18 protein-coding genes are annotated in these 17,944 nt (G+C 57.2%); 13 read left to right on the forward strand and 5 right to left on the reverse strand.

All coding sequences use genetic code 11. From position 1 onward, the window contains the following. Positions 1–19 precede the first annotated feature (19 nt). Both ACFQND_RS05925 and ACFQND_RS05930 read left to right on the forward strand, forming a co-directional pair. Complete coding sequence (locus ACFQND_RS05925; RefSeq protein ID WP_371435733.1) at positions 20–1,000, forward strand: quinone oxidoreductase family protein; 981 nt, start codon at positions 20–22, stop codon at positions 998–1,000. Between the two features lie 27 nt (positions 1,001–1,027). After that, positions 1,028–2,023 (forward strand): Bug family tripartite tricarboxylate transporter substrate binding protein, encoded by a 996-nt coding sequence (locus ACFQND_RS05930; protein ID WP_371435734.1) that lies wholly within the window; start codon positions 1,028–1,030, stop codon positions 2,021–2,023. A gap of 58 nt (positions 2,024–2,081) precedes the next feature. On the opposite strand, the gene ACFQND_RS05935 is transcribed toward ACFQND_RS05930, so the two are convergent. After that, the gene (locus ACFQND_RS05935) at positions 2,082–2,975 is read right to left on the reverse strand and encodes a LysR substrate-binding domain-containing protein (protein WP_371435735.1); all 894 of its coding nucleotides are present in this window, start codon (positions 2,973–2,975) and stop codon (positions 2,082–2,084) included. 160 nt (positions 2,976–3,135) lie between these two features. Between ACFQND_RS05935 and ACFQND_RS05940 the strand changes: the two genes are divergently transcribed. Continuing rightward, positions 3,136–4,317 (forward strand): acyl-CoA dehydrogenase, encoded by a 1,182-nt coding sequence (locus ACFQND_RS05940; protein WP_371435736.1) that lies wholly within the window; start codon positions 3,136–3,138, stop codon positions 4,315–4,317. Between the two features lie 32 nt (positions 4,318–4,349). After that, a complete protein-coding gene (locus ACFQND_RS05945) occupies positions 4,350–5,546 on the forward strand; it encodes a CaiB/BaiF CoA transferase family protein (protein ID WP_371435737.1) in 1,197 nt (398 codons plus the stop codon). 24 nt (positions 5,547–5,570) lie between these two features. Here ACFQND_RS05945 and ACFQND_RS05950 read toward each other — a convergent pair whose 3' ends face one another. Next, positions 5,571–6,596 carry an AraC family transcriptional regulator gene (locus tag ACFQND_RS05950; RefSeq protein WP_371435738.1) on the reverse strand — a complete coding sequence of 342 codons (1,026 nt, stop codon included), beginning with the start codon at positions 6,594–6,596 and terminating at the stop codon, positions 5,571–5,573. Between the two features lie 176 nt (positions 6,597–6,772). On the opposite strand from ACFQND_RS05950, the gene ACFQND_RS05955 reads away from it, so the two are divergent. From ACFQND_RS05955 to ACFQND_RS05965, 3 genes are read left to right on the forward strand one after another with little or no spacing between them, the layout of a single operon-like run. Beyond that, positions 6,773–7,624 carry a TauD/TfdA dioxygenase family protein gene (locus ACFQND_RS05955; RefSeq protein WP_371435769.1) on the forward strand — a complete coding sequence of 284 codons (852 nt, stop codon included), beginning with the start codon at positions 6,773–6,775 and terminating at the stop codon, positions 7,622–7,624. 12 nt (positions 7,625–7,636) lie between these two features. Then, positions 7,637–8,200, forward strand: a complete 564-nt coding sequence (locus tag ACFQND_RS05960) for an RBBP9/YdeN family alpha/beta hydrolase (RefSeq protein ID WP_371435739.1) — start codon at positions 7,637–7,639, stop codon at positions 8,198–8,200. A 32-nt stretch (positions 8,201–8,232) separates the two neighbouring features. After that, a complete protein-coding gene (locus ACFQND_RS05965; protein WP_371435740.1) occupies positions 8,233–9,225 on the forward strand; it encodes a Bug family tripartite tricarboxylate transporter substrate binding protein in 993 nt (330 codons plus the stop codon). A 64-nt stretch (positions 9,226–9,289) separates the two neighbouring features. Here the strand turns inward: ACFQND_RS05965 and ACFQND_RS05970 are convergent, their stop codons facing one another. Further along, complete coding sequence (locus ACFQND_RS05970; protein WP_371435741.1) at positions 9,290–10,144, reverse strand: tetratricopeptide repeat protein; 855 nt, start codon at positions 10,142–10,144, stop codon at positions 9,290–9,292. A gap of 538 nt (positions 10,145–10,682) precedes the next feature. On the opposite strand from ACFQND_RS05970, the gene ACFQND_RS05975 reads away from it, so the two are divergent. Further along, entirely contained in the window at positions 10,683–11,777 is a 1,095-nt protein-coding gene (locus ACFQND_RS05975) for a hypothetical protein (protein WP_371435742.1), read from the forward strand. Between the two features lie 478 nt (positions 11,778–12,255). Here the strand turns inward: ACFQND_RS05975 and ACFQND_RS05980 are convergent, their stop codons facing one another. Both ACFQND_RS05980 and ACFQND_RS05985 read right to left on the reverse strand, forming a co-directional pair. Beyond that, on the reverse strand, positions 12,256–13,380 hold the full coding sequence (locus ACFQND_RS05980; RefSeq protein WP_371435743.1) for an ImmA/IrrE family metallo-endopeptidase: 1,125 nt from the start codon (positions 13,378–13,380) through the stop codon (positions 12,256–12,258). Next, positions 13,377–13,958 (reverse strand): hypothetical protein, encoded by a 582-nt coding sequence (locus ACFQND_RS05985; RefSeq protein ID WP_371435744.1) that lies wholly within the window; start codon positions 13,956–13,958, stop codon positions 13,377–13,379. Before ACFQND_RS05985 ends, ACFQND_RS05980 begins: the two co-directional genes overlap by 4 nt. Positions 13,959–14,356: 398 nt before the next feature. Here ACFQND_RS05985 and ACFQND_RS05990 point away from each other — a divergent pair, with 398 nt between their 5' ends. From ACFQND_RS05990 to ACFQND_RS06010, 5 genes are all read left to right on the forward strand, one after another. Further along, positions 14,357–15,049 carry a hypothetical protein gene (locus ACFQND_RS05990; protein ID WP_371435745.1) on the forward strand — a complete coding sequence of 231 codons (693 nt, stop codon included), beginning with the start codon at positions 14,357–14,359 and terminating at the stop codon, positions 15,047–15,049. Positions 15,050–15,058: 9 nt separating this feature from the next. Beyond that, positions 15,059–15,181 carry a hypothetical protein gene (locus tag ACFQND_RS05995; protein ID WP_371435746.1) on the forward strand — a complete coding sequence of 41 codons (123 nt, stop codon included), beginning with the start codon at positions 15,059–15,061 and terminating at the stop codon, positions 15,179–15,181. Positions 15,182–15,244: 63 nt separating this feature from the next. Next, positions 15,245–15,640 carry a hypothetical protein gene (locus tag ACFQND_RS06000; protein WP_371435747.1) on the forward strand — a complete coding sequence of 132 codons (396 nt, stop codon included), beginning with the start codon at positions 15,245–15,247 and terminating at the stop codon, positions 15,638–15,640. Between the two features lie 154 nt (positions 15,641–15,794). Beyond that, positions 15,795–16,763: a DUF932 domain-containing protein gene (locus tag ACFQND_RS06005; protein WP_371435748.1), complete on the forward strand. Its 969-nt coding sequence runs from the start codon at positions 15,795–15,797 to the stop codon at positions 16,761–16,763. Between the two features lie 121 nt (positions 16,764–16,884). Further along, positions 16,885–17,886 carry a YqaJ viral recombinase family nuclease gene (locus ACFQND_RS06010; RefSeq protein WP_371435749.1) on the forward strand — a complete coding sequence of 334 codons (1,002 nt, stop codon included), beginning with the start codon at positions 16,885–16,887 and terminating at the stop codon, positions 17,884–17,886. Positions 17,887–17,944: the final 58 nt, after the last annotated feature.

Below are 17,944 nucleotides of genomic sequence, written 5' to 3' on the forward strand. Positions count from 1 at the left end.
ACATAACAGGAGACAACAAATGGCAAAAGTCGTGAAATTCTACGAAACGGGCGCGCCCGAGGTGCTTCGTTTTGAGGACGTTGAAGTTGGTGAACCGGGGCCGGGAGAGGTTCGCCTGCGGCATGTGGCCGTGGGCCTGAACTTTGCTGATACTTATTTTCGCAGCGGCATCTATCCGGTGCCGCTGCCCAGCGGCATAGGCAACGAGGCGGCCGGCGTGGTCGAGGCCGTCGGTGCCGGCGTGACCGACTTTGTGATCGGTGACCGTGTGACCTACACGGGCTTTACCAACACGCTGGGCGCCTACAGCACGCAGCGCCTGATTTCCACCGCACCGCTGATCAAGCTGCCCGAAGGCATCAGCTGCGAGACCGCGGCGGCCATGACCATGCGGGGGCTATCTGCTTCCTACCTGTGCCGCAGGATTTACCCGTTCCAGGGCGGGGAAACTATTCTGCTGCATGCCGCCGCCGGTGGCGTGGGCCTGATCGTGTCCCAGTGGGCCAAGCTTCTGGGTCTCAATGTGATTGGAACCGTCTCTACCGAGGCCAAGGCCGAAGTGGCACGCGCCCACGGTTGCGACCACATCATCAACTACAGCCATGAAGACGTGGCCAAGCGCGTGCGTGAGCTCACCGACGGCGTGGGCGTCTCCGTGGTTTTCGACAGCGTGGGTAAAGATACCTTCATGTCTTCGCTGGACTCGCTCAAGCGCCGGGGTTTGCTGGTGTGCGTGGGTACTGCCTCCGGGAAAATCCCCCCTTTTGACCCCGCGATCCTGGCACGCAAGGGTTCCGCATACATTACCCGTCCAGGTTTGGCCGACTACATTGCAGATCCGGTCGAAAAGGCTGAACTGGTCGATGAACTATTCGGCCATGTGGCGGCAGGTCGCATCCAAATAGAGATCAATCAGCGCTACGCCCTCGAAGATGCTGTGCAGGCGCATCGTGATCTTGAGGGCCGGAAAACAACCGGGTCATCGATATTCGTTATTTGAGAACTCCACTTTTTAAGGTGAACTTCCATGATATTCAATTCATTGAAACCGAGACTCTTCGCGATAACTGTCCTCTCCTGTCTGGCTGCGGTATCACCCGCAATGGCGCAGGAGTGGCCGAATCAACCCATACGCCTGATCGTTCCAGCGCCGCCTGGCGGCATCATCGATAACGTGGCGCGCTCGCTAGCTGAGCAATTGCGGGCCAATCTGGGTCAGCCGGTGTTGGTGGACAACAAACCCGGTGGTTCGGCTGTCGTGGCTGAAAGGGCGATGATGAGCGCACCTGCTGATGGCTACACCCTGATGGTGGCGCCATCGAGTCTGCTCACCGACTTTCCGCTCACCGTCAAGACGCCTTTCGACCCGGTCAAGACCTTCACTTACGTCGGGGCAGTTGCGAACATGGTTCATGTCCTGGTTGCGAATGAGAGTTTCCCGCCAAACAACGTTAAAGAAGTAAGTGATTATGCAAAGCGCAACCCCAAGTCTGTAAGCATAGCGAATGTCAGCATCGGCACACGCTCGCATTTTCTTGGCGAGATGCTCAGGGAAAAAAGTGGCGACAGCATCCTGGTCGTTCCATACAAGGGATCGGCCCCTGCCATGGTCGATTTGATGGGGGGCCAGGTTCAACTGAGCTTCGAGACCGTGACCGGTAACGTTGTCCAGACGATCAAGAGCGGCAAAATCAAGGGACTTGCAGTCATATCGCCCACACGCTCCCCGTATCTGCCCAATGTGCCCAGCTTTGCAGAACTGGGGTTGCCCGAGTTTGTCCTGGCTGATGCGAGCATCGGAGTCTTTATCCTGAGCAGCATGCCCAAGCCGCTTGGTGATCGGATTCAGCACGAAGTGATGAAGGCAGTGCACTCACCAAAATTGCGCGAAATGCTTGCTGCGCAAAGCCTTGATATACCAAAAGATGCTTCAGTCGAGGAGCTCCGGCAGAAAATGGTTGTGACCACGGAGCAGAATCGAAAAATCATAGAACGGCTCAATCTCAAGATCACCCCCAACTGAGCCATACATCCCGCATTTTCGAAGATGGCTGCATGCGGTAAAGCTGGATGTGTTCAGTTTAGTGACTTTGCCTCAGCAGCCATTCCTTGAAACAGGTCAGCGCAGTTCTCTCCTGCAAGTCTGGTTGCACCAGGTAATAGGCGCGTTGACCTCGTAAAGGTCTGGGGCAGGCCACGACCAGCGCACCGCTTGCCAATTCAGCCTGAATCAGCAGCGTTGGCATCAGTGCCACGCCCAGGCCACAACTCGCGGCGGCCGCCTGCATGGAAAAAAGCTCGTACCTTGGTCCTGCCATGGAGCGGGGTGCATAAATACCCTGGGCGTCAAACCAGTCTCGCCAGGCCTCTGGGCGCGTGGACTGCTGCAGCAAGGGCATGCTGGCCAAAATTTCGGGGCTCACCTCGCCCATGTCCGTCAACAGCGCCGGGCTGCATACCGGCAGCACATCCTCCGGGCAAAGCAGTGTGGCTTGGGTACCCGCCCATTGGCGTACCTGCTCTGGCGTGCCGGCGTAAAGCGCGGCGTCAATCCCAGTATCGCCAAAAAGAAAGGGGCGAGTGCGCGTTTCGATATGAACCTGTAGCTGCGGCTGTTCGTGTGCCAGGAGCGGAAAGCGCGGGATCAGCCAGCGCGTGGCAAAGGTAGGCACGGCCGCAAGCGTCAGGGCGTCGCCCTGGTCCTGACGACCCATCAGGTCCAGCGTGTCGCGCTCCAGGGAGTCGAGCCGACGTGACACCAGGCGCGCGTAGTCCTCTCCGGCAGGGGTAAGTGTCATGCCGTGCTGGCTGCGCTTGAACAGCGTCACCCCGACAAAGGCTTCCAGTGCCGTCACCTGGCGTGATACGGCTCCCTGTGTCAGGGCAAGCTCTTGTGCCGCACGTGTAAAGCTCTGGTGTCGCGCCGCGGCTTCAAAGCAATTGAGTGCCTGGGTGGAAGGAAGTTTGCGGCGCATAAGAGGGTCTCATGTGGAGGTGTGCAGCTCACGCAATTCTGCATCAGCCAACGCTCCATTTAATAGAAAACCTCATATCAGCTTGAAAAATAATCGTTTGCTTCTAATGGTGCGTCAAAAGTACTATGAGCTATCGTCATTTTTAGGAAAGATACACGCCATGAATAAAGCCCCCCATTTTTCCTGGTCCGACCCCTTTCTGCTGGACCAGCAACTCAGTGATGAAGAGCGCCAGGTGCGCGACGCTGCCCATGCCTACTGCCAGGAACGCCTGCTGCCGCGTGTGCAAGACGCCTTCCGCCATGAAAAAACCGACCGCGCCATCTTCAATGAGATGGGCGAACTTGGTCTGCTGGGCGCCACCATCCCTGAGCAGTATGGCGGCTCCGGCCTGAACTACGTTTGTTATGGCCTGGTGGCACGCGAAGTCGAACGGGTCGATAGCGGTTACCGCTCCATGATGAGCGTGCAGTCCTCACTTGTGATGGTGCCCATCAATGAATTTGCCTCCGAAGCCCAGAAACAAAAATACCTGCCGAAACTGGCCAGTGGCGAATGGGTGGGCTGTTTTGGCCTGACCGAGCCCAACCATGGCTCCGATCCTGGCAGCATGATCACCCGCGCCAAGAAAGTGCCGGGGGGCTACTCGATCACCGGCGCCAAGATGTGGATCACCAACAGCCCGATAGCTGACGTATTCGTTGTGTGGGCCAAGGACGACGAAGGCGCGATCCGCGGTTTTATCCTGGAAAAAGGCTGGAAAGGGCTGAGTGCACCCGCCATCCATGGCAAGGTGGGCCTGCGTGCCTCGATCACCGGAGAAATCGTGATGGACGAGGTGTTCGTGCCGGAAGAAAACGTCTTTCCTGATGTGCGTGGCCTGAAGGGCCCCTTCACCTGCCTGAACAGCGCGCGTTATGGCATCGCCTGGGGTGCATTGGGCGCGGCCGAAGACTGTTTTCACCGCGCGCGCCAGTACGTGCTGGACCGCAACCAGTTTGGTCGGCCCCTGGCGGCCAACCAGTTGATCCAGAAAAAACTGGCCGACATGCTGACTGATATCAGCCTGGGCCTGCAAGGCTGTCTGCAACTGGGGCGCATGAAGGATGCTGGTACAGCCTCGGTCGAAGTCACCTCCATACTCAAGCGCAATAGCTGCGGCAAGGCGCTGGACATTGCCCGCATGGCGCGCGACATGATGGGCGGCAACGGCATCAGCGATGAGTTCGGTGTGGCCCGTCACCTGGTCAACCTGGAAGTGGTCAACACCTATGAAGGCACGCATGACGTGCATGCACTCATTCTGGGCCGCGCCATCACCGGCATTGCCGCTTTCTCCTGACATTGGCTTGAACCTGAACAAGGGAATTCCAGATGGACCATTCACACGCTCGTGCACCCGGGATCGCCAGCGGTGCAGGCGAAACACCGCATCCTTTGGCAGGCGTGCGCGTACTTGACCTGTCTCGTGTGCTGGCGGGCCCGTGGGCCGGCCAATTGTTGGCCGACTACGGTGCGGACGTCCTCAAGGTCGAGCGTCCCGGAGCAGGTGATGACACCCGTACCTGGGGGCCGCCTTGGTGGGGGGAGGGCGAGAAGCGGGTTGCAGCCTATTTCATCTGCGCCAATCGGGGCAAGCGCTCAGTGGCCATCGATATCGCCAGCCCTGAAGGCATTCAGCAGGTGCAGGCCCTGGTTCGAGACGCTGATGTGCTGATCGAGAACTACAAGGTGGGGCAACTGGCCAGGTACGGGCTGGATGCTGCCAGCCTGCGCGCCATTAACCCACGGCTGATCTACTGCTCCATCACCGGTTATGGACAGAATGGCCCCTTGTCACACAAGGCTGGGTACGATTTTGCGATCCAGGCTGAAGCCGGGCTGATGAGCATCACCGGCGAGAAGGGCGCCGAGCCCCAAAAGGTAGGGGTGGCCGTGACCGACCTGATGACCGGCGTCTATGCGACCACGGCCATTCTTGCTGCCTTGTATGAAAGACAGCAAACAGGGCGTGGTCGCACCATCGATGCGGCACTGTTCGATGTGCAGGTGGCCATGCTGGCGAACCAGGGGAGTAACCAGCTCATTGGAAACACGACGCCAACCCGCATGGGCAATGCGCACCCGAACATCGTTCCTTACCAGGTGTTTCCCACGCGCGATGGCCACATGGTGCTGGCTGTGGGAAACGACGGCCAGTTTGCCCGTTTTTGCGAGGCGGCCGGCCAGGGCCTTGTGTCGGGCGATGCGCGGTACAGCACAAATCCTGCAAGGGTTGAAAACCGCCAGTCGCTGGTACCCATGATTACCGGATGGACGTTGCAGCGGGGCACCTCGGAGTGGGTTCGGGTGCTGGACTCATCTGGCGTCCCGTGCTCACCGATTCTGGACATCACCCAGGTTATGGCCCACCCGCATGTGGCCGCGCGCGGCATGAAACTGGATTCGAGTGATCAGTCGGTTCCGCCCATGGTTGCCAATCCAATGCTGATGGATGGCGTTCGGCCAAAGGCTGACTTGCCTCCCCCTGAATTGGGTGCCCATCAGGCAACCTGGACGGGTGTGGCGTGAAGCTGGCGTTGGGCGTGTGGATGCTCATGCCGCTGTACGGCGGCGGGCAGCGAGGCGTGTTGACCTGCTTTCCTTGGCGCTACAACTGAACTGGGCCTGGTACCAACGCGAGAAACTGCTGGGTGCAGAAAAACCGAGCAGCGCTGTCACTTCGGTTAACGGGCGATCACTCTCGAGAACATAACGTGCCGCGAGTTCCTTGCGGATGTCGTTCAGCATCGACGAGAAGCTCTGCTCCTGTTCATCCAGCCGGCGCTGGACCGTTCGGCACACCGCGCCCAAGTGCTCGGCCACTTGTTCGATGCTGCAGCGCCCGCTGGGAAGCAGCAGCAAGATAGCGCTGCGCACGTCCTCGCACATTGTCGCCCCCTGCGACTTGGCCGATGCGTTTATCAGTTGCTGCGCATAGCGCACCATAGCGGGATCGGCCGATGGGTTGCGTGCATCAAGATCGGTTTTCGCGCAGACGATGCCGTTGAAGTCATGGTCGAACTCGACGCAACGGCCAAACAGGCGCAGATGCGTGCCAAGGTCACGCGGCGCAGAGTGCGCGAAACACACCCGCCGCGGCTGCCAGTCGGCCCCGAGGAGCTGGCGTATCAGGCGCACCATGACCCCCAGCGCCAGTTCAACCCTTTGGCGTGTGGGCTGATGCGCGCTGCCAGCCATTATTTCCTCCCGGATAACGACCGTTCCGGCGTTTTCCTCGATCGCCAGCGACAGCGCATCGTTGAGCAACGTCCGATAGCGCATCAGCATGTAAAGCGAATCGCGCAGTGTCGCCTGGTCACGGATCAGCAATCCGACCGCCCCAAGATTGGACAACAGGCGTGACTCGGCCATGCAGAGTCCGAAACTTTCGTTGCCCGACATGGTTGCAGAGGCCTGGAGCAGTTGCCCGAAACGCTCCACCGGGATCATGATATCCGGCTCATGCAATACGCTGGGGCTCAGCCCTGCGTCCAGGAGCATGCGGGCCGGGGTCAAGCCGGCGGCAAGGGCCACCGCACTGTAGTTAGTGAGGCACGCAGCACGGACAAGGGATGACATCGGTAGATAGGATTGGCATGAAATGCTAAATGCTTGTCATGTATTGTCAAGCGCGGCCCCTTTGCCACAGCCACACTTGACTTATCGCGCCATTTTATAACAGGAGATAAACCATCATGACTCAAGCTTTGAAAGCTGCGCCCGCAGTGGTTCGTGCGGCTTCGTTGGGCAATTCGATCCAGGTCGAGCCGCTCACATGCACGATTGGCGCCGAGCTCGGCAACGTTAACCTGGGCGCGGCAGCAGAGGACGACTCGCTGATGGCAGAGATCCGGGCGCTGCTGCTAAAGCATCGCGTGATATTTTTCCGCGACCAGGACATCACGCGCGCCCAGCACGTGGCCTTCGCGCGCCGTTTTGGCGAGCTGGAGGACCATCCCGTGGTGGGCAGCCATCCTGATCATCCGGGACTGGTCCAGATTTACAAAACACCTGAGAGTCCTCCCGAACGCAACGAGAACTCCTGGCACACCGATGCCACCTGGCGTGAAAAGCCTCCGCTAGGCGCGGTGCTGCGCTGTATCGAGTGCCCACCCGTGGGCGGTGACACGATGTGGGTCAACATGGTCGAGGCTTACCGGCAGTTGCCCGAGGACATCAAGACGACGATCGCCCCATTGCGCGCGCGCCATGGTATCGAGCAGAGCTTCGGCGCCGTGATGCCTATCGAAAAGCGCCTGGCGCTGAAGGCTCAGTACCCGGACGTTGAGCACCCGGTTGTTCGCACTCATCCCGAAACCGATGAGAAGATTCTCTTTGTCAATGCAAGCTTCACGACGCACTTCACCAACTACAACACGCCGGCCAACGTGCGCTTCGGCCTGGACAAGTCACCGGGTTCCAGTCAGCTTCTCAACTACCTGACCAGCCAGGCGAACATTCCCGAATTTCAGGTGCGTTTTCGCTGGAAGAAAAACAGTGTTGCCTTCTGGGACAACCGCTCGACACAGCACTACGCCGTGATGGATTACCCGCCATGCCATCGCAAGATGGAGCGCACGGCAATCATGGGTGACTTGCCGTACTGAGAAGTGGTCAACATGACATCAACGACCCCAACCGTTCTTGTTGTCCCCGGTCTGCGCGACCATGTGAGCGAGCATTGGCAAACCCTGCTTGCGGCGCGCTTGCCTCAAGCGCGTACGGTGCCGCCCATGGGCCGGGAGGACCTGAACTGCGCTGACCGTATAAACGCCATCGAGCGCGAGATTGCCGCCATTGAGGGCCCCGTGGTGATCGTTGCGCATAGCGGAGGCTGCATCATGGTGGCGCACTGGGCCAGGACCACGAGCCATGCAAATGCGGTGCGCGGCGCTTTGTTGGCAACCCCTCCAGATTTCGACAGCCCCATGCCGGCCGGCTACCCGGGCCTGGATGCCTTGCAGGCTGGCGGCTGGCTGCCCGTGCCGCGCGAGCGCCTCCCGTTTCGCAGCCTGGTGGCGATGAGCCGGAATGATCCGCTTGGAGAGTATGTGCGTGTGGGCGAACTGGCCGGGGCCTGGGGTAGCCAGACGATAGATCTGGGCAACGTCGGGCACCTCAATCCCGCATCCGGTTTTGGCGAGTGGCTGCAGGCTGAAGAGCTCATTCGCGAACTCTCCTGACCGGATCATCGATATTTTTAAGGTCAAACAACATGATATTTAACTCATTGAGGCTAAAGGTATTTGCGGTATCCGTCGTGTCCTTGCTGGTTGCGGTACCACCAGCACAGGCACAAAAGTGGCCTGACACGCTCATTCGATTGATAGTCGCTGCGCCAGCTGGCGGTATCTCGGATGCAGTAGCACGCCTGCTTGCCGAGCAACTGCGAGCCGACCTTGGACAGACTGTCCTGGTGGATAACAAGCCAGGTGGCTCAGGCGTCATAGCCGAACGGGCACTCATGAGCGCACCCGCCGATGGCCATACCCTGATGGTCGGACCATCGAGCCTCATTACCGATATCCCGCTCGCCGTAAAAATGCCCTACGACCCGCTCAAGACCTTTACTTACACGGCGGAAGCTGCAAGCATGGTCCATGTCCTAGTGAAAAACCCTGATTTTCCGCCACGTAATATCCCGGAATTATTCGAATATGCCAGGCTCAAGCCCCAGTCAGTCAGCATCGCGAGCCTCAGTCCCGGGAATCGATCAGATTTTTTGAGCGAAATTCTCCGGGAAAAAAGCAATAGCTCCATGGTCGTGGCGCCATACAAGGGCTCGGCTCCCGCGCTGACCGATTTGATGGGAAACCACGTCCAGTTGACGTTCGATGTCGTCAGCACCGTGCTTCCATTTGTCAGGAGCGGAAAGCTGAATGCACTGGCAGTTGCGGCCGCTGCACGTTCCCCCTATCTGCCCAATGTCCCGACCTTTGCCGAGCTGGGAATGCCGGACCTTGTCATGCCCAACGCTGGCATTGGGGTGTATATGTTGAGCAGCACACCCAAGCCGCTTGCCGATCAAATACAGGGCGAATTGCAAAAAGTCATCGGTTCAGCAAAATATCGCCAGGTTCTTGCGGCTCAAGGTTTTGACTACCCTCAAAACGGCTCCATAGAAGAGCTTCGGCAGAGACTGGATGCGACCACGAGCAACAACAAGAAAATCATCGAAAAACTCAAGCTGAAGATCAGTCCTGGCTGATTCTTCGGTTTGGTTTTCGTAGCAGCCTGGCTTTCCAGCGGCAAAGCGTATTGACCAACCCGGCTTAATTGTCCCAATCGCCACCGGCGTCAGCGGCTCCGGCATCGTCCCAGGAGCCGGGATCATTGACACCAAAGTTCTGGCCACCCATGTCGGTGTTTGCGGTGCCGGGCTGATAGTCGTTGTTTGAACGGTTTTCCGGCAGCAGGCCGGTCTGGCTGCGGCTCCCCATCAGGTTTCGGCCAATGGCCTCTGCCGCCATCACGCCGGCGCCTACCGCCAGGCCCGTTGCAATCCCGCCCATGACCTGGCCGCCAAGCCCGCTACCTGGCGGCTGACCAGGAGCTGGCTGCATGGTTGCGGCTCCAAAGGTCTGGGGACCGCTCAAGCCATCCTGATTGGCGTAGACCGGTTGCTGGACAGCTTGTACCGGTGCCCGGCGGCGGAAGATGAAATAACCCGCGCCTATCACGCCGGCTGCCAGCAGTAGAGGCAGGCCCCATGATGATGAGGAGGAGGGCGCGGTAACCGGGGCCAGCTTGCGCACTGGCGGATCACCTGTGACGGAAGGCACGTTCCTGGCCGAAAGTTGCGAACGCAGGGCTTGTACAGCTTCAGGCTTGGCAAACGGCAATCCCGGAGCCAGCTTTTCCGCTGCACCAAGGGCATCCCGGGCCTTGTTCAAATTGCCCTGGCGCGCAAACAGCTCGCTTTGTACGAAATGAGCCTTGGCACTGTCCGGGTGCGTGATCAGGACGTGCGTGATCATTTTTTGAGCCTCGTCCAGCTTGCCGGCCCGGGCTGTTGCATAAATTTCGTTCATGCCGGGCTCAGACTGGGCCATGGCGAAACCGAAACTTAAAAATGCGGCGACCGCAAGCCACCTGGCTGCGCGTTGAATGATGGATGCATATTGCATGGGAATCCCTTCAAAGAGCGAAAGCGCTTTGCCAGACGGATGTGATGATGGGCATTCCGGAAAACAAGAGGATGTGTATGTCGGTCTTGTAAAGACCAGGCGATTTTGGGGAATGACCGGGCACAAAAAAGCCCCAGCTAGTGGGGCTTTCAGGGCAGTTTGGAGACTGCATAAGATCAAATTGAATTAATCTTTGGCGGAAGAGGCGTCGTTCCTATCTAGCCTTGAAAGGCCCGTCATTATTTAACTTGGTGAATTATATCGCAGCCCGTTCCCCCAATTATTCCCCCGCTTTTAATAGTTGCAAAGCGCCTGTCATTTAGTGCAATCCGGTGCAGCTAAGTCTAAACAAAATGCTTAGTCATTTGTCCAAGTCGGGACGTCTTGCTATGCGCGATGCCCAAATTACATCGCCGAGTTCTTTCAAGACTTCAGAAATGCTGCTCAGCTACTTGCAGGAGGACGACGGCAGCTCGACGTCAAACATAATGAGAACGACGCACAGAGACAGGGCGCATAAATTCAACGAGGACCGCAGATGGATTGCAACATAGTCGACGTAGGTAAACGAAGGGATGGGGGTACCCGTTACTGGTGTCTATTCCATCATGCTAACGCGACGGCAAAGTATGGAACCCCGGCAGACAAGTGCGTTGCCGCGGATGATGTTCCTATTACCGCTGCGGAGACGTTGGATCTCGATCTCAATCAATATTCAGGCGGAGTCGCCCTTTGGGGGTCCGTGCCAGCGGTATATGACACGACAAAAAGGCCGGTGGACCGTGGCATACATGTTCACGCTAGGGAGGCTGCTGGCGGTAACAAGGTCATCGATTGGACCTATCGCAAGCTGCGTATTCCCGTAACTATGGACTTGCTGTCCGATGGTTGGGCGCAAGTGGATGAGATCGATGCAATTAACTATATGGTTTCAGGCGTGTTTGGATTTGAGACTACTTCGGTAGCCTGTGGCTACTGCGGTTTTGAACATTTAGATAGAGATTGGTTCTCGGTCCATATGCACCGTCGTCACCAGTGCCACGGTTGTGGACGCCATTTTTCGGATACGGCGCATGGAATCGGAAATCCATTGGCGCGGGTGAAGACGCTGATCGAAACCAAACGGCGTAAAAGCGTCGCGGCGCCAAGAAATATAAGTATCAAGCAGGCTGACTATCCAGGTGGATTGCAAATATGGGGATCGAATCCCGCAATCATCTGGACATCGAGCAAAGCCGAAGAGGAGGGAATTCATCTTCATGGGTTTGTCGATGAAGTTGAAGAGATGCCTTCTTTGGACAACACTTACGCAAAAGTCAAAATCGATGGCATCGAGCTTGATGCGGCGCAGGTTCGGACATTCATGGCCCAAAGCGCGATGCCGCATTTGGAGGGGCGAGTGGTGAATTTGATCTGCTCCCACTGTGGCGCATCTCACTTTGATCAGGGGACGATGGCCTTCACTCCCCACATTGACCATGAATGTGACGAGTGCGGAAAATGGTTCAAAGCTACCACTCAAATGAAAAAAGTGATCGGCAATCCCTTTGTGTCAATCCGCCAGTCGTTGGGTCAGAATGGCGCCAACCCTCTTCGGAACGACAAATTGGGGCTGCGAGTTGAAGCGATTTAACAGCAAAACGCGTTTGCGGTTCGTGCTGGTAGAAAACCACCGCGACTCCGCATGAGTTCGTAGGCCTTGAACGCCTCTGTCGAAGTGATTGCGCGAGCGCCTACAGCGATCTTCAAAAGGCCGATTGAGCCGGTCAAACGAGTTTCGCCTAGCTCCCTGATGATGGCTTTTCGCGCAGCTTGGTCATCGCACGCTACGCTGCAGCCCATCGCGGCTGCCGCCAAAATGCATTCAGTCTCGCCTGCGTCAAGTTGAAGCCTATGCCTCGCTTCAGAAAACTGCTTGACTGAGATGAGCGAATCGTCAACCAAGCCTAGGTGTCCGAGCTCCACAGCCTCATCGATCGCGTCCGCTATGGTTCGCGATTCGCCTCTCACGACTTTGCTAACCATGAACCGCTTCTGAGGCAGTTTCAAAATAGTCCCGAATGTTTCCCCGTTCGCGAGATTGAACAATGTCGACGCGTCGAGGATGACAATCACACGGCAGACTCGGTGTTCGCTACAAAAAGCTTCGAGACAGGAACATTGAGCAACTCCGCTGCTCGCCCAATTGACAAGTCTCCTGAGCGCACTTTCTGAACCGCCGCCAGGAGCAGTGAGGGAGATACGTCCATCTCAATTTCCGCCCGCTTCGGAATACCTAGTTCCTCCGCGCGTCGTTCTGGATTGGTGAAGTCGTCCATGAGCCGCTGATAAAGTGCGCGCGCGCCTCGTGGAGGCAGTAACTGCAATTGCTCACATCGACGCGCTGCCACTTCAAAGCTGACATTGAACAGGTGGGCCAACCACAAGATTTCTATGTCCCCTAGCGGCCCAGTGGCTTTGAGCTGTTCGCGTATCGCTTTGACTGCCACCAGAACGCCATGCCTGGGCAAAACCAGAGAGGAAGCGAACGCGTCTGCAAACTTTTCCTCTTCACGATTGGATGACTTTGGTATGCCGTTGAAATCCGCCTCGCGATCCAGCATTGCATAGCCGCCATCGCGTTTATCGTGGTGCGCCACGAGATGTCCGACTTCATGGGCGATAGTGAAAAGCATTCGAGGCTTGAAATTCCGAGGACCTAGAAGGATGATCGCTCGCTCGGCGACAATTGCCGATACGCCCTCAACACTGGAGTCCCGGCAATACAGCAAATAGATGCCTAGCTCGTGGGCCACACGTGGAAGGTGGTCGAAGGGTTCTTGATCATCAAGTTGGCCAAAAGCTTTTCTAAACAACTCCGCGAAGCCTTCGGCCGCCTCCAGAGTGGGTTTTATGCCTCGAAAAAGATCAAGCCAAGAAGTGTTCTTCGGAAGGCCTTCGGCAATGATCAGCGTGTCCCTGATCTGCTCAGAAATGACATCGACAGAAGTGGAGACCTTGAATTCGCGTTGCCCCAGCGTTTGTCGAAATAGAACTTTTATTGGCTCAGCTGGTGCGTCGTCTACAAGCGTTGAAAGAGGCACGCGGAGCGCTTTTGCGATTCCCCGCATTTCGCTCAGCGTTGCCTCGCTTCCTGAGGCTACCGCCTGAAACCTCTCAACTGACAATCCGGCATTTTTCGCCGCCGTATTCACCGTAAGGCGACGACTGCTTAAATGGTCGGAAATGCTATTCACGGGCGCGCCTCACGTTTGAGGTCTAGGAGCGCGGCGCGAAGACGCCCAGCTTGATCGTCCGAAAGCTTGCGCATACGTCCGACGATTTCTCGAATGCTATGCGCTGCCCTTTTATCGAATACATCTGCCAGGATATCCACTGATCGCTCACGACCCAATTGGATTTCGCGATTGCTTTCGAGAACGATTGGATTTTTTCCGACCAAATAATTTCGAATACGCGTATCGAAATTCGAATGCTTGTCGCGTGGATCTTGAGTACCGTCCGCCGTAACGATGATATTGCCTAGTCGTTGACCGGCGATGTCTTGGAGTCTGTTTTCCGGGAAGTCCCGGTAAGCGACGAGTTGATCTTCGAGTTTGGTGTCGATCTCAAGGCCACCGATCACGTATTGTTGATATTGCTTCCCCATGCTGCCGCTGATGACAAATATCTGATCCCCCTTGCTCACCAAGCGCCGGAGATCAGGCCTGCACGTTCCCATGGTGGGACGCACTCCCGCGCGGAGAATGGGATCGGCCAACGGTCGTCCCATTCCTGGATCGGAGCGAGGGGATACAAATATGTAGCTAGCCATGACCAATCTCCTGTGAACATTGATGACTGTATTTTTAAACAGTATTGCTTTTTTTGCAAGAGTCTAGCGATCAATGGTCTTTTGCTGCAGAAATGTCCTTTTGGTTCTCAAGAGGCCTATTTCTCAAGCTGGTCCTTGATCAGGAAAGCCCTATGCATTGGCTCGATTGATGGTTGATTGTCTGGATCTCAAACTTTTTCGGCGATATATGACTTTCTTGCGTCCGGGTTGAGTCCCCGACGAACCCCCTTCACGTTGAACACTAAGGCCGACTTGCCCTCACTGGGTAGTCGGCTTTTTTATGCCCGTGTCATCAAGCGCCGCATGACTCGCCAATTGCAGTGATTTCCATCCACTCTAGAAGCAGCCATTTGCTGCCACCTCACCTGGAGCTATTCATGACCCAGACTTTTAGCCCTCATGGGCATTCCACATCACCGGTACAAGCTGATGCCGTCTCATTTAAAACAAAAACCAATCCTTCCACGGAATTCGAGCCCTACATCCCACCCAATGAAACCGACGGCTTGGTCACAGTCGACACAGACCTGTGCTGGCGACTGCACCCCGAAGGTCTTGTCACACCCGCAGCCATAGCCGCCATCTGTTGGGCCAGAAATCATTTCAAAATCCCCGACACTCACCACCGGGCTCTTCTGGACGGCCTGGGGCTGGAGTATTTCAATACCGGAATCGGCAGCACCGTACTGCGTCCCAAAGACGCTTACCGGCTCCAGCACGCCTCTACTGTCAACCCTGCCGATCCCGGCAAACAGCACAAACTGCAAACCTTCAGCCTGGCCAGCCCCGTCCTTGCTCTGGAAGAATACGACGCCATCGAGGTGTATCCCTGCATCAGCGCAAACCACGGCATTGAACGGTTCGAGGCCAACGAACACGCCTTAACCGTTTCTCCAGATTTCTGGAGCGTCGCATTGCACCTGGAAACAGGCGGCATAGAAACCATAGCCGACTTCCCCCAAGCCTCACAAGCCGAGTCCTTCGGCGAACTCATGCGTCAGATCCTGCTGGAAGCCCGTGAGGCTGAAGGCCTTTCTTCACCCCATCTCCAACCTTTGCCCACAACCTGAGGAATACCCATGCCCACCAATACCTCGCCGCTGGAGACCCTGGCGGCGTTTTTTATTGTGTTTGCCGCCGGAGCCCTGTCCGCCATTGGACTGAGGCTTTATGCCGAAAAGATCAGGAGAGAGCCCCACTGATCCACCCACCAGACCAAACAACCCCATCAACCCTTAATTCAACGCCTCAAAAGGAACATTCATTTGTCTTTAAATCATTGCCCCAAATGCAAATCTGACCATATCCTTCCCCGCAACATCGCCGCTCGTGCAGGCGGCACCATCGGCACAGTCGCAGGCGCAGCCAGCGGTATTGGTGGTGCCATCAAGGGTGCCCGCATCGGACGGACTGCCGGCATGATTGCGCCCCCTGCAGGGCCGCTTGTAGGCACCATCGCCGGTGCCGTGCTGGGAGGCATCTTCGGTGGAATTCTTGGCTGCGAAGTCGGAACAACGTTAGGCAAAGCCGTCGACAAAAACATCCTCAACAACTACCGGTGCGTTGCCTGCAGCCATACCTTCAGCGACAGCTCTACCAGCTCGACCAGCCCAGGCAGAGAGTCCGAGACGCCTTTTTCCCATGAGGTCTACCAGCAGTAGCTGTAAACCCTCAAGTCTTGCTGGCAGCTGCCGCGCCGGGCTTTTTCTCACTTTCCCCTCCCAACCCATAGCGCACTCATGTGCCCCGGCAGCTTCTGCCGGGGCGTAGCCGTGCGCGTCTTCATTGCATTCATCACAGCAAAAGGAAACACTTATGTCACACGCAATCGCCACCATGGCCTTTACAGGCGAAACCCCCTGGCACACTCTTGGCCGCAAGCTCCCGGCCAAACAGTCCCTGGATATCTGGGCCAAACAAGCCGGAATGGACTGGAAAATCTGCGAAACCCCGGTCCGTTACATGACCGACAGCGCAGGCCCCCTCGGCTCCATCAAATCCTTCGATGAGCAGAAGGTTCTGTACCGCAGCGATACCCAGGCCCCCCTATCCGTCGTCTCCCAGCGCTACCAGGTGGTCCAGCCCCGAGCCGTCCTGGAGTTCTACCGCGACCTCACGGAAGTCTCAGGCTTCGAGCTGGAAACCGCAGGTGTGCTCAAAGCTGGCAAGAAATTTTGGGCTCTCGCCAAAACCGGCAAGGAAACCAGCCTCAAAGGCAAGGACGTGGTCAAGGGTTACATCCTGCTGGCCACTTCCTGCGACGGCACCCTCGCCACAACGGCAACACCCACGACAGTGCGGGTCGTTTGCAACAACACCCTTGCTGTGGCTTTGGCCGGGGCCACCAGCGCCATCAGGGTGCCCCACAGCACCGTCTTCGACGCCCAATTGGTCAAGCGGCAACTCGGCATTGCCGTCTCCCAATGGGATTCTTTCATGTACCGCATGAAGACCCTGACCGAGCGCAAAGTCAAAAGCCACGAATCCATGAACTACTTCCTGAAAGTCATGTGCCAGACCGATGGGCATTCTGATCCTGCTGCAGGCCTCATGAATGAACGCGCGCTGAAGAAAGTCCAGGCCATGTACGAAGGCAAGGGCAGGGGAGCCGACCTAGCTTCTGCCAGTGGTACAGCTTGGGGGCTTCTGAATGCCGTTACCGAATACGTTGACCACGAACGCCGGGCACGCAATCAGGACTACCGCATGGACTCCGCGTGGTTTGGTGCAGGTGCCAATCTCAAGCAGCGTGCCCTGGACCATGCCATGCAACTGGTTGCCTGAGCAGACAGCAGGCAGGCGGCAATCAGACCGCATGCAGGCAAATCCCCAAGACAGCATACGCCCCGACCTTCATTGGCCGGGGCGTTTTGCTTTGTTCAACCAATATTGAAAGGAAAGCGCCATGAACAACGCGCTGAAGATCCAGAAGCAGGACAGGCCCAAACCAGCCCTCAAGCTGGTCAAGACCAACGACCTCAGCCGGGACGATTGGCTAACGGTTCGCAAAGGCGGGGTGGGCAGTTCAGATGCAGCCGCTGCCGTAGGTCTCAATCCCTACAAGTCCCAGCTCGAACTCTGGATGGAGAAAACTGGCCGCGACGCCGGCCTCCCAAAAACAGACCCCAACGACGAAACCAGCCCCATGTACTGGGGCACGTTGCTGGAACCCATAGTCGCAGCCCATTACACAAAACGCACCGGTCATAAGGTCAGGCGCATCAACGCCGTCCTGCAGCATCCGTCAGAACCCTGGATGCTGGCCAACCTGGACCGTGAGGTCGTGGGTGTGCCAGATGTCCAGATCCTGGAGTGCAAGACCGCAGGCATGAATGGTGCACGCCTCTGGCGAGACGGTGTCCCTGAATACATCCAGCTGCAGGTGTTGCACCAGTTGGCCGTGACGGGGAAGCAGGTCGCTGACGTGGCGGTCCTGATTTGCGGACAGGAATTGCAGGTGCACCGGATTGAACGCAACGAGCCCATGATCAAACAGCTCATGCTCCTGGAGCGCCAGTTCTGGAGTTATGTCGAGCTGGACGAACAACCGCCGTCGGACGGTTCGGACTCGGCAGATGTGGCTTTGCGGGCGCTCTATCCGAAAGACTGCGGCAAGACCATAGACCTCTCAAGGGACCTGGTCATGTCGGCAGCCTTCTCGGACCTGCTCTCTGTCCGGCAGTTTCTGGCAGCCCACACCAAACTGGAATCTGAACTCAAGCAGCGCATCCAGCAGCGCATGGGTGAAGCCAGCCAAGCCGTGTTCGAGAACGGGGATGTGACCTGGAAACGCAGCAAGGACGGCTCAGCCCTAGATGTGGAAACCCTGCTCAAGGACCAGCCTGATCTCCTGGAGCGCTACAGCCTGCCCAAAGCCGGATCGCGGCGCTTCCTGATCAACGACTGAGCCAACCCCAATGCCCCATCCACTGGGGTCTATTAGCCCGCCCCTCTGTGTATAGACG

The organism is Polaromonas aquatica (assembly GCF_042659145.1).
Taxonomy (GTDB): Bacteria; Pseudomonadota; Gammaproteobacteria; order Burkholderiales; family Burkholderiaceae_C; genus Polaromonas; species Polaromonas aquatica.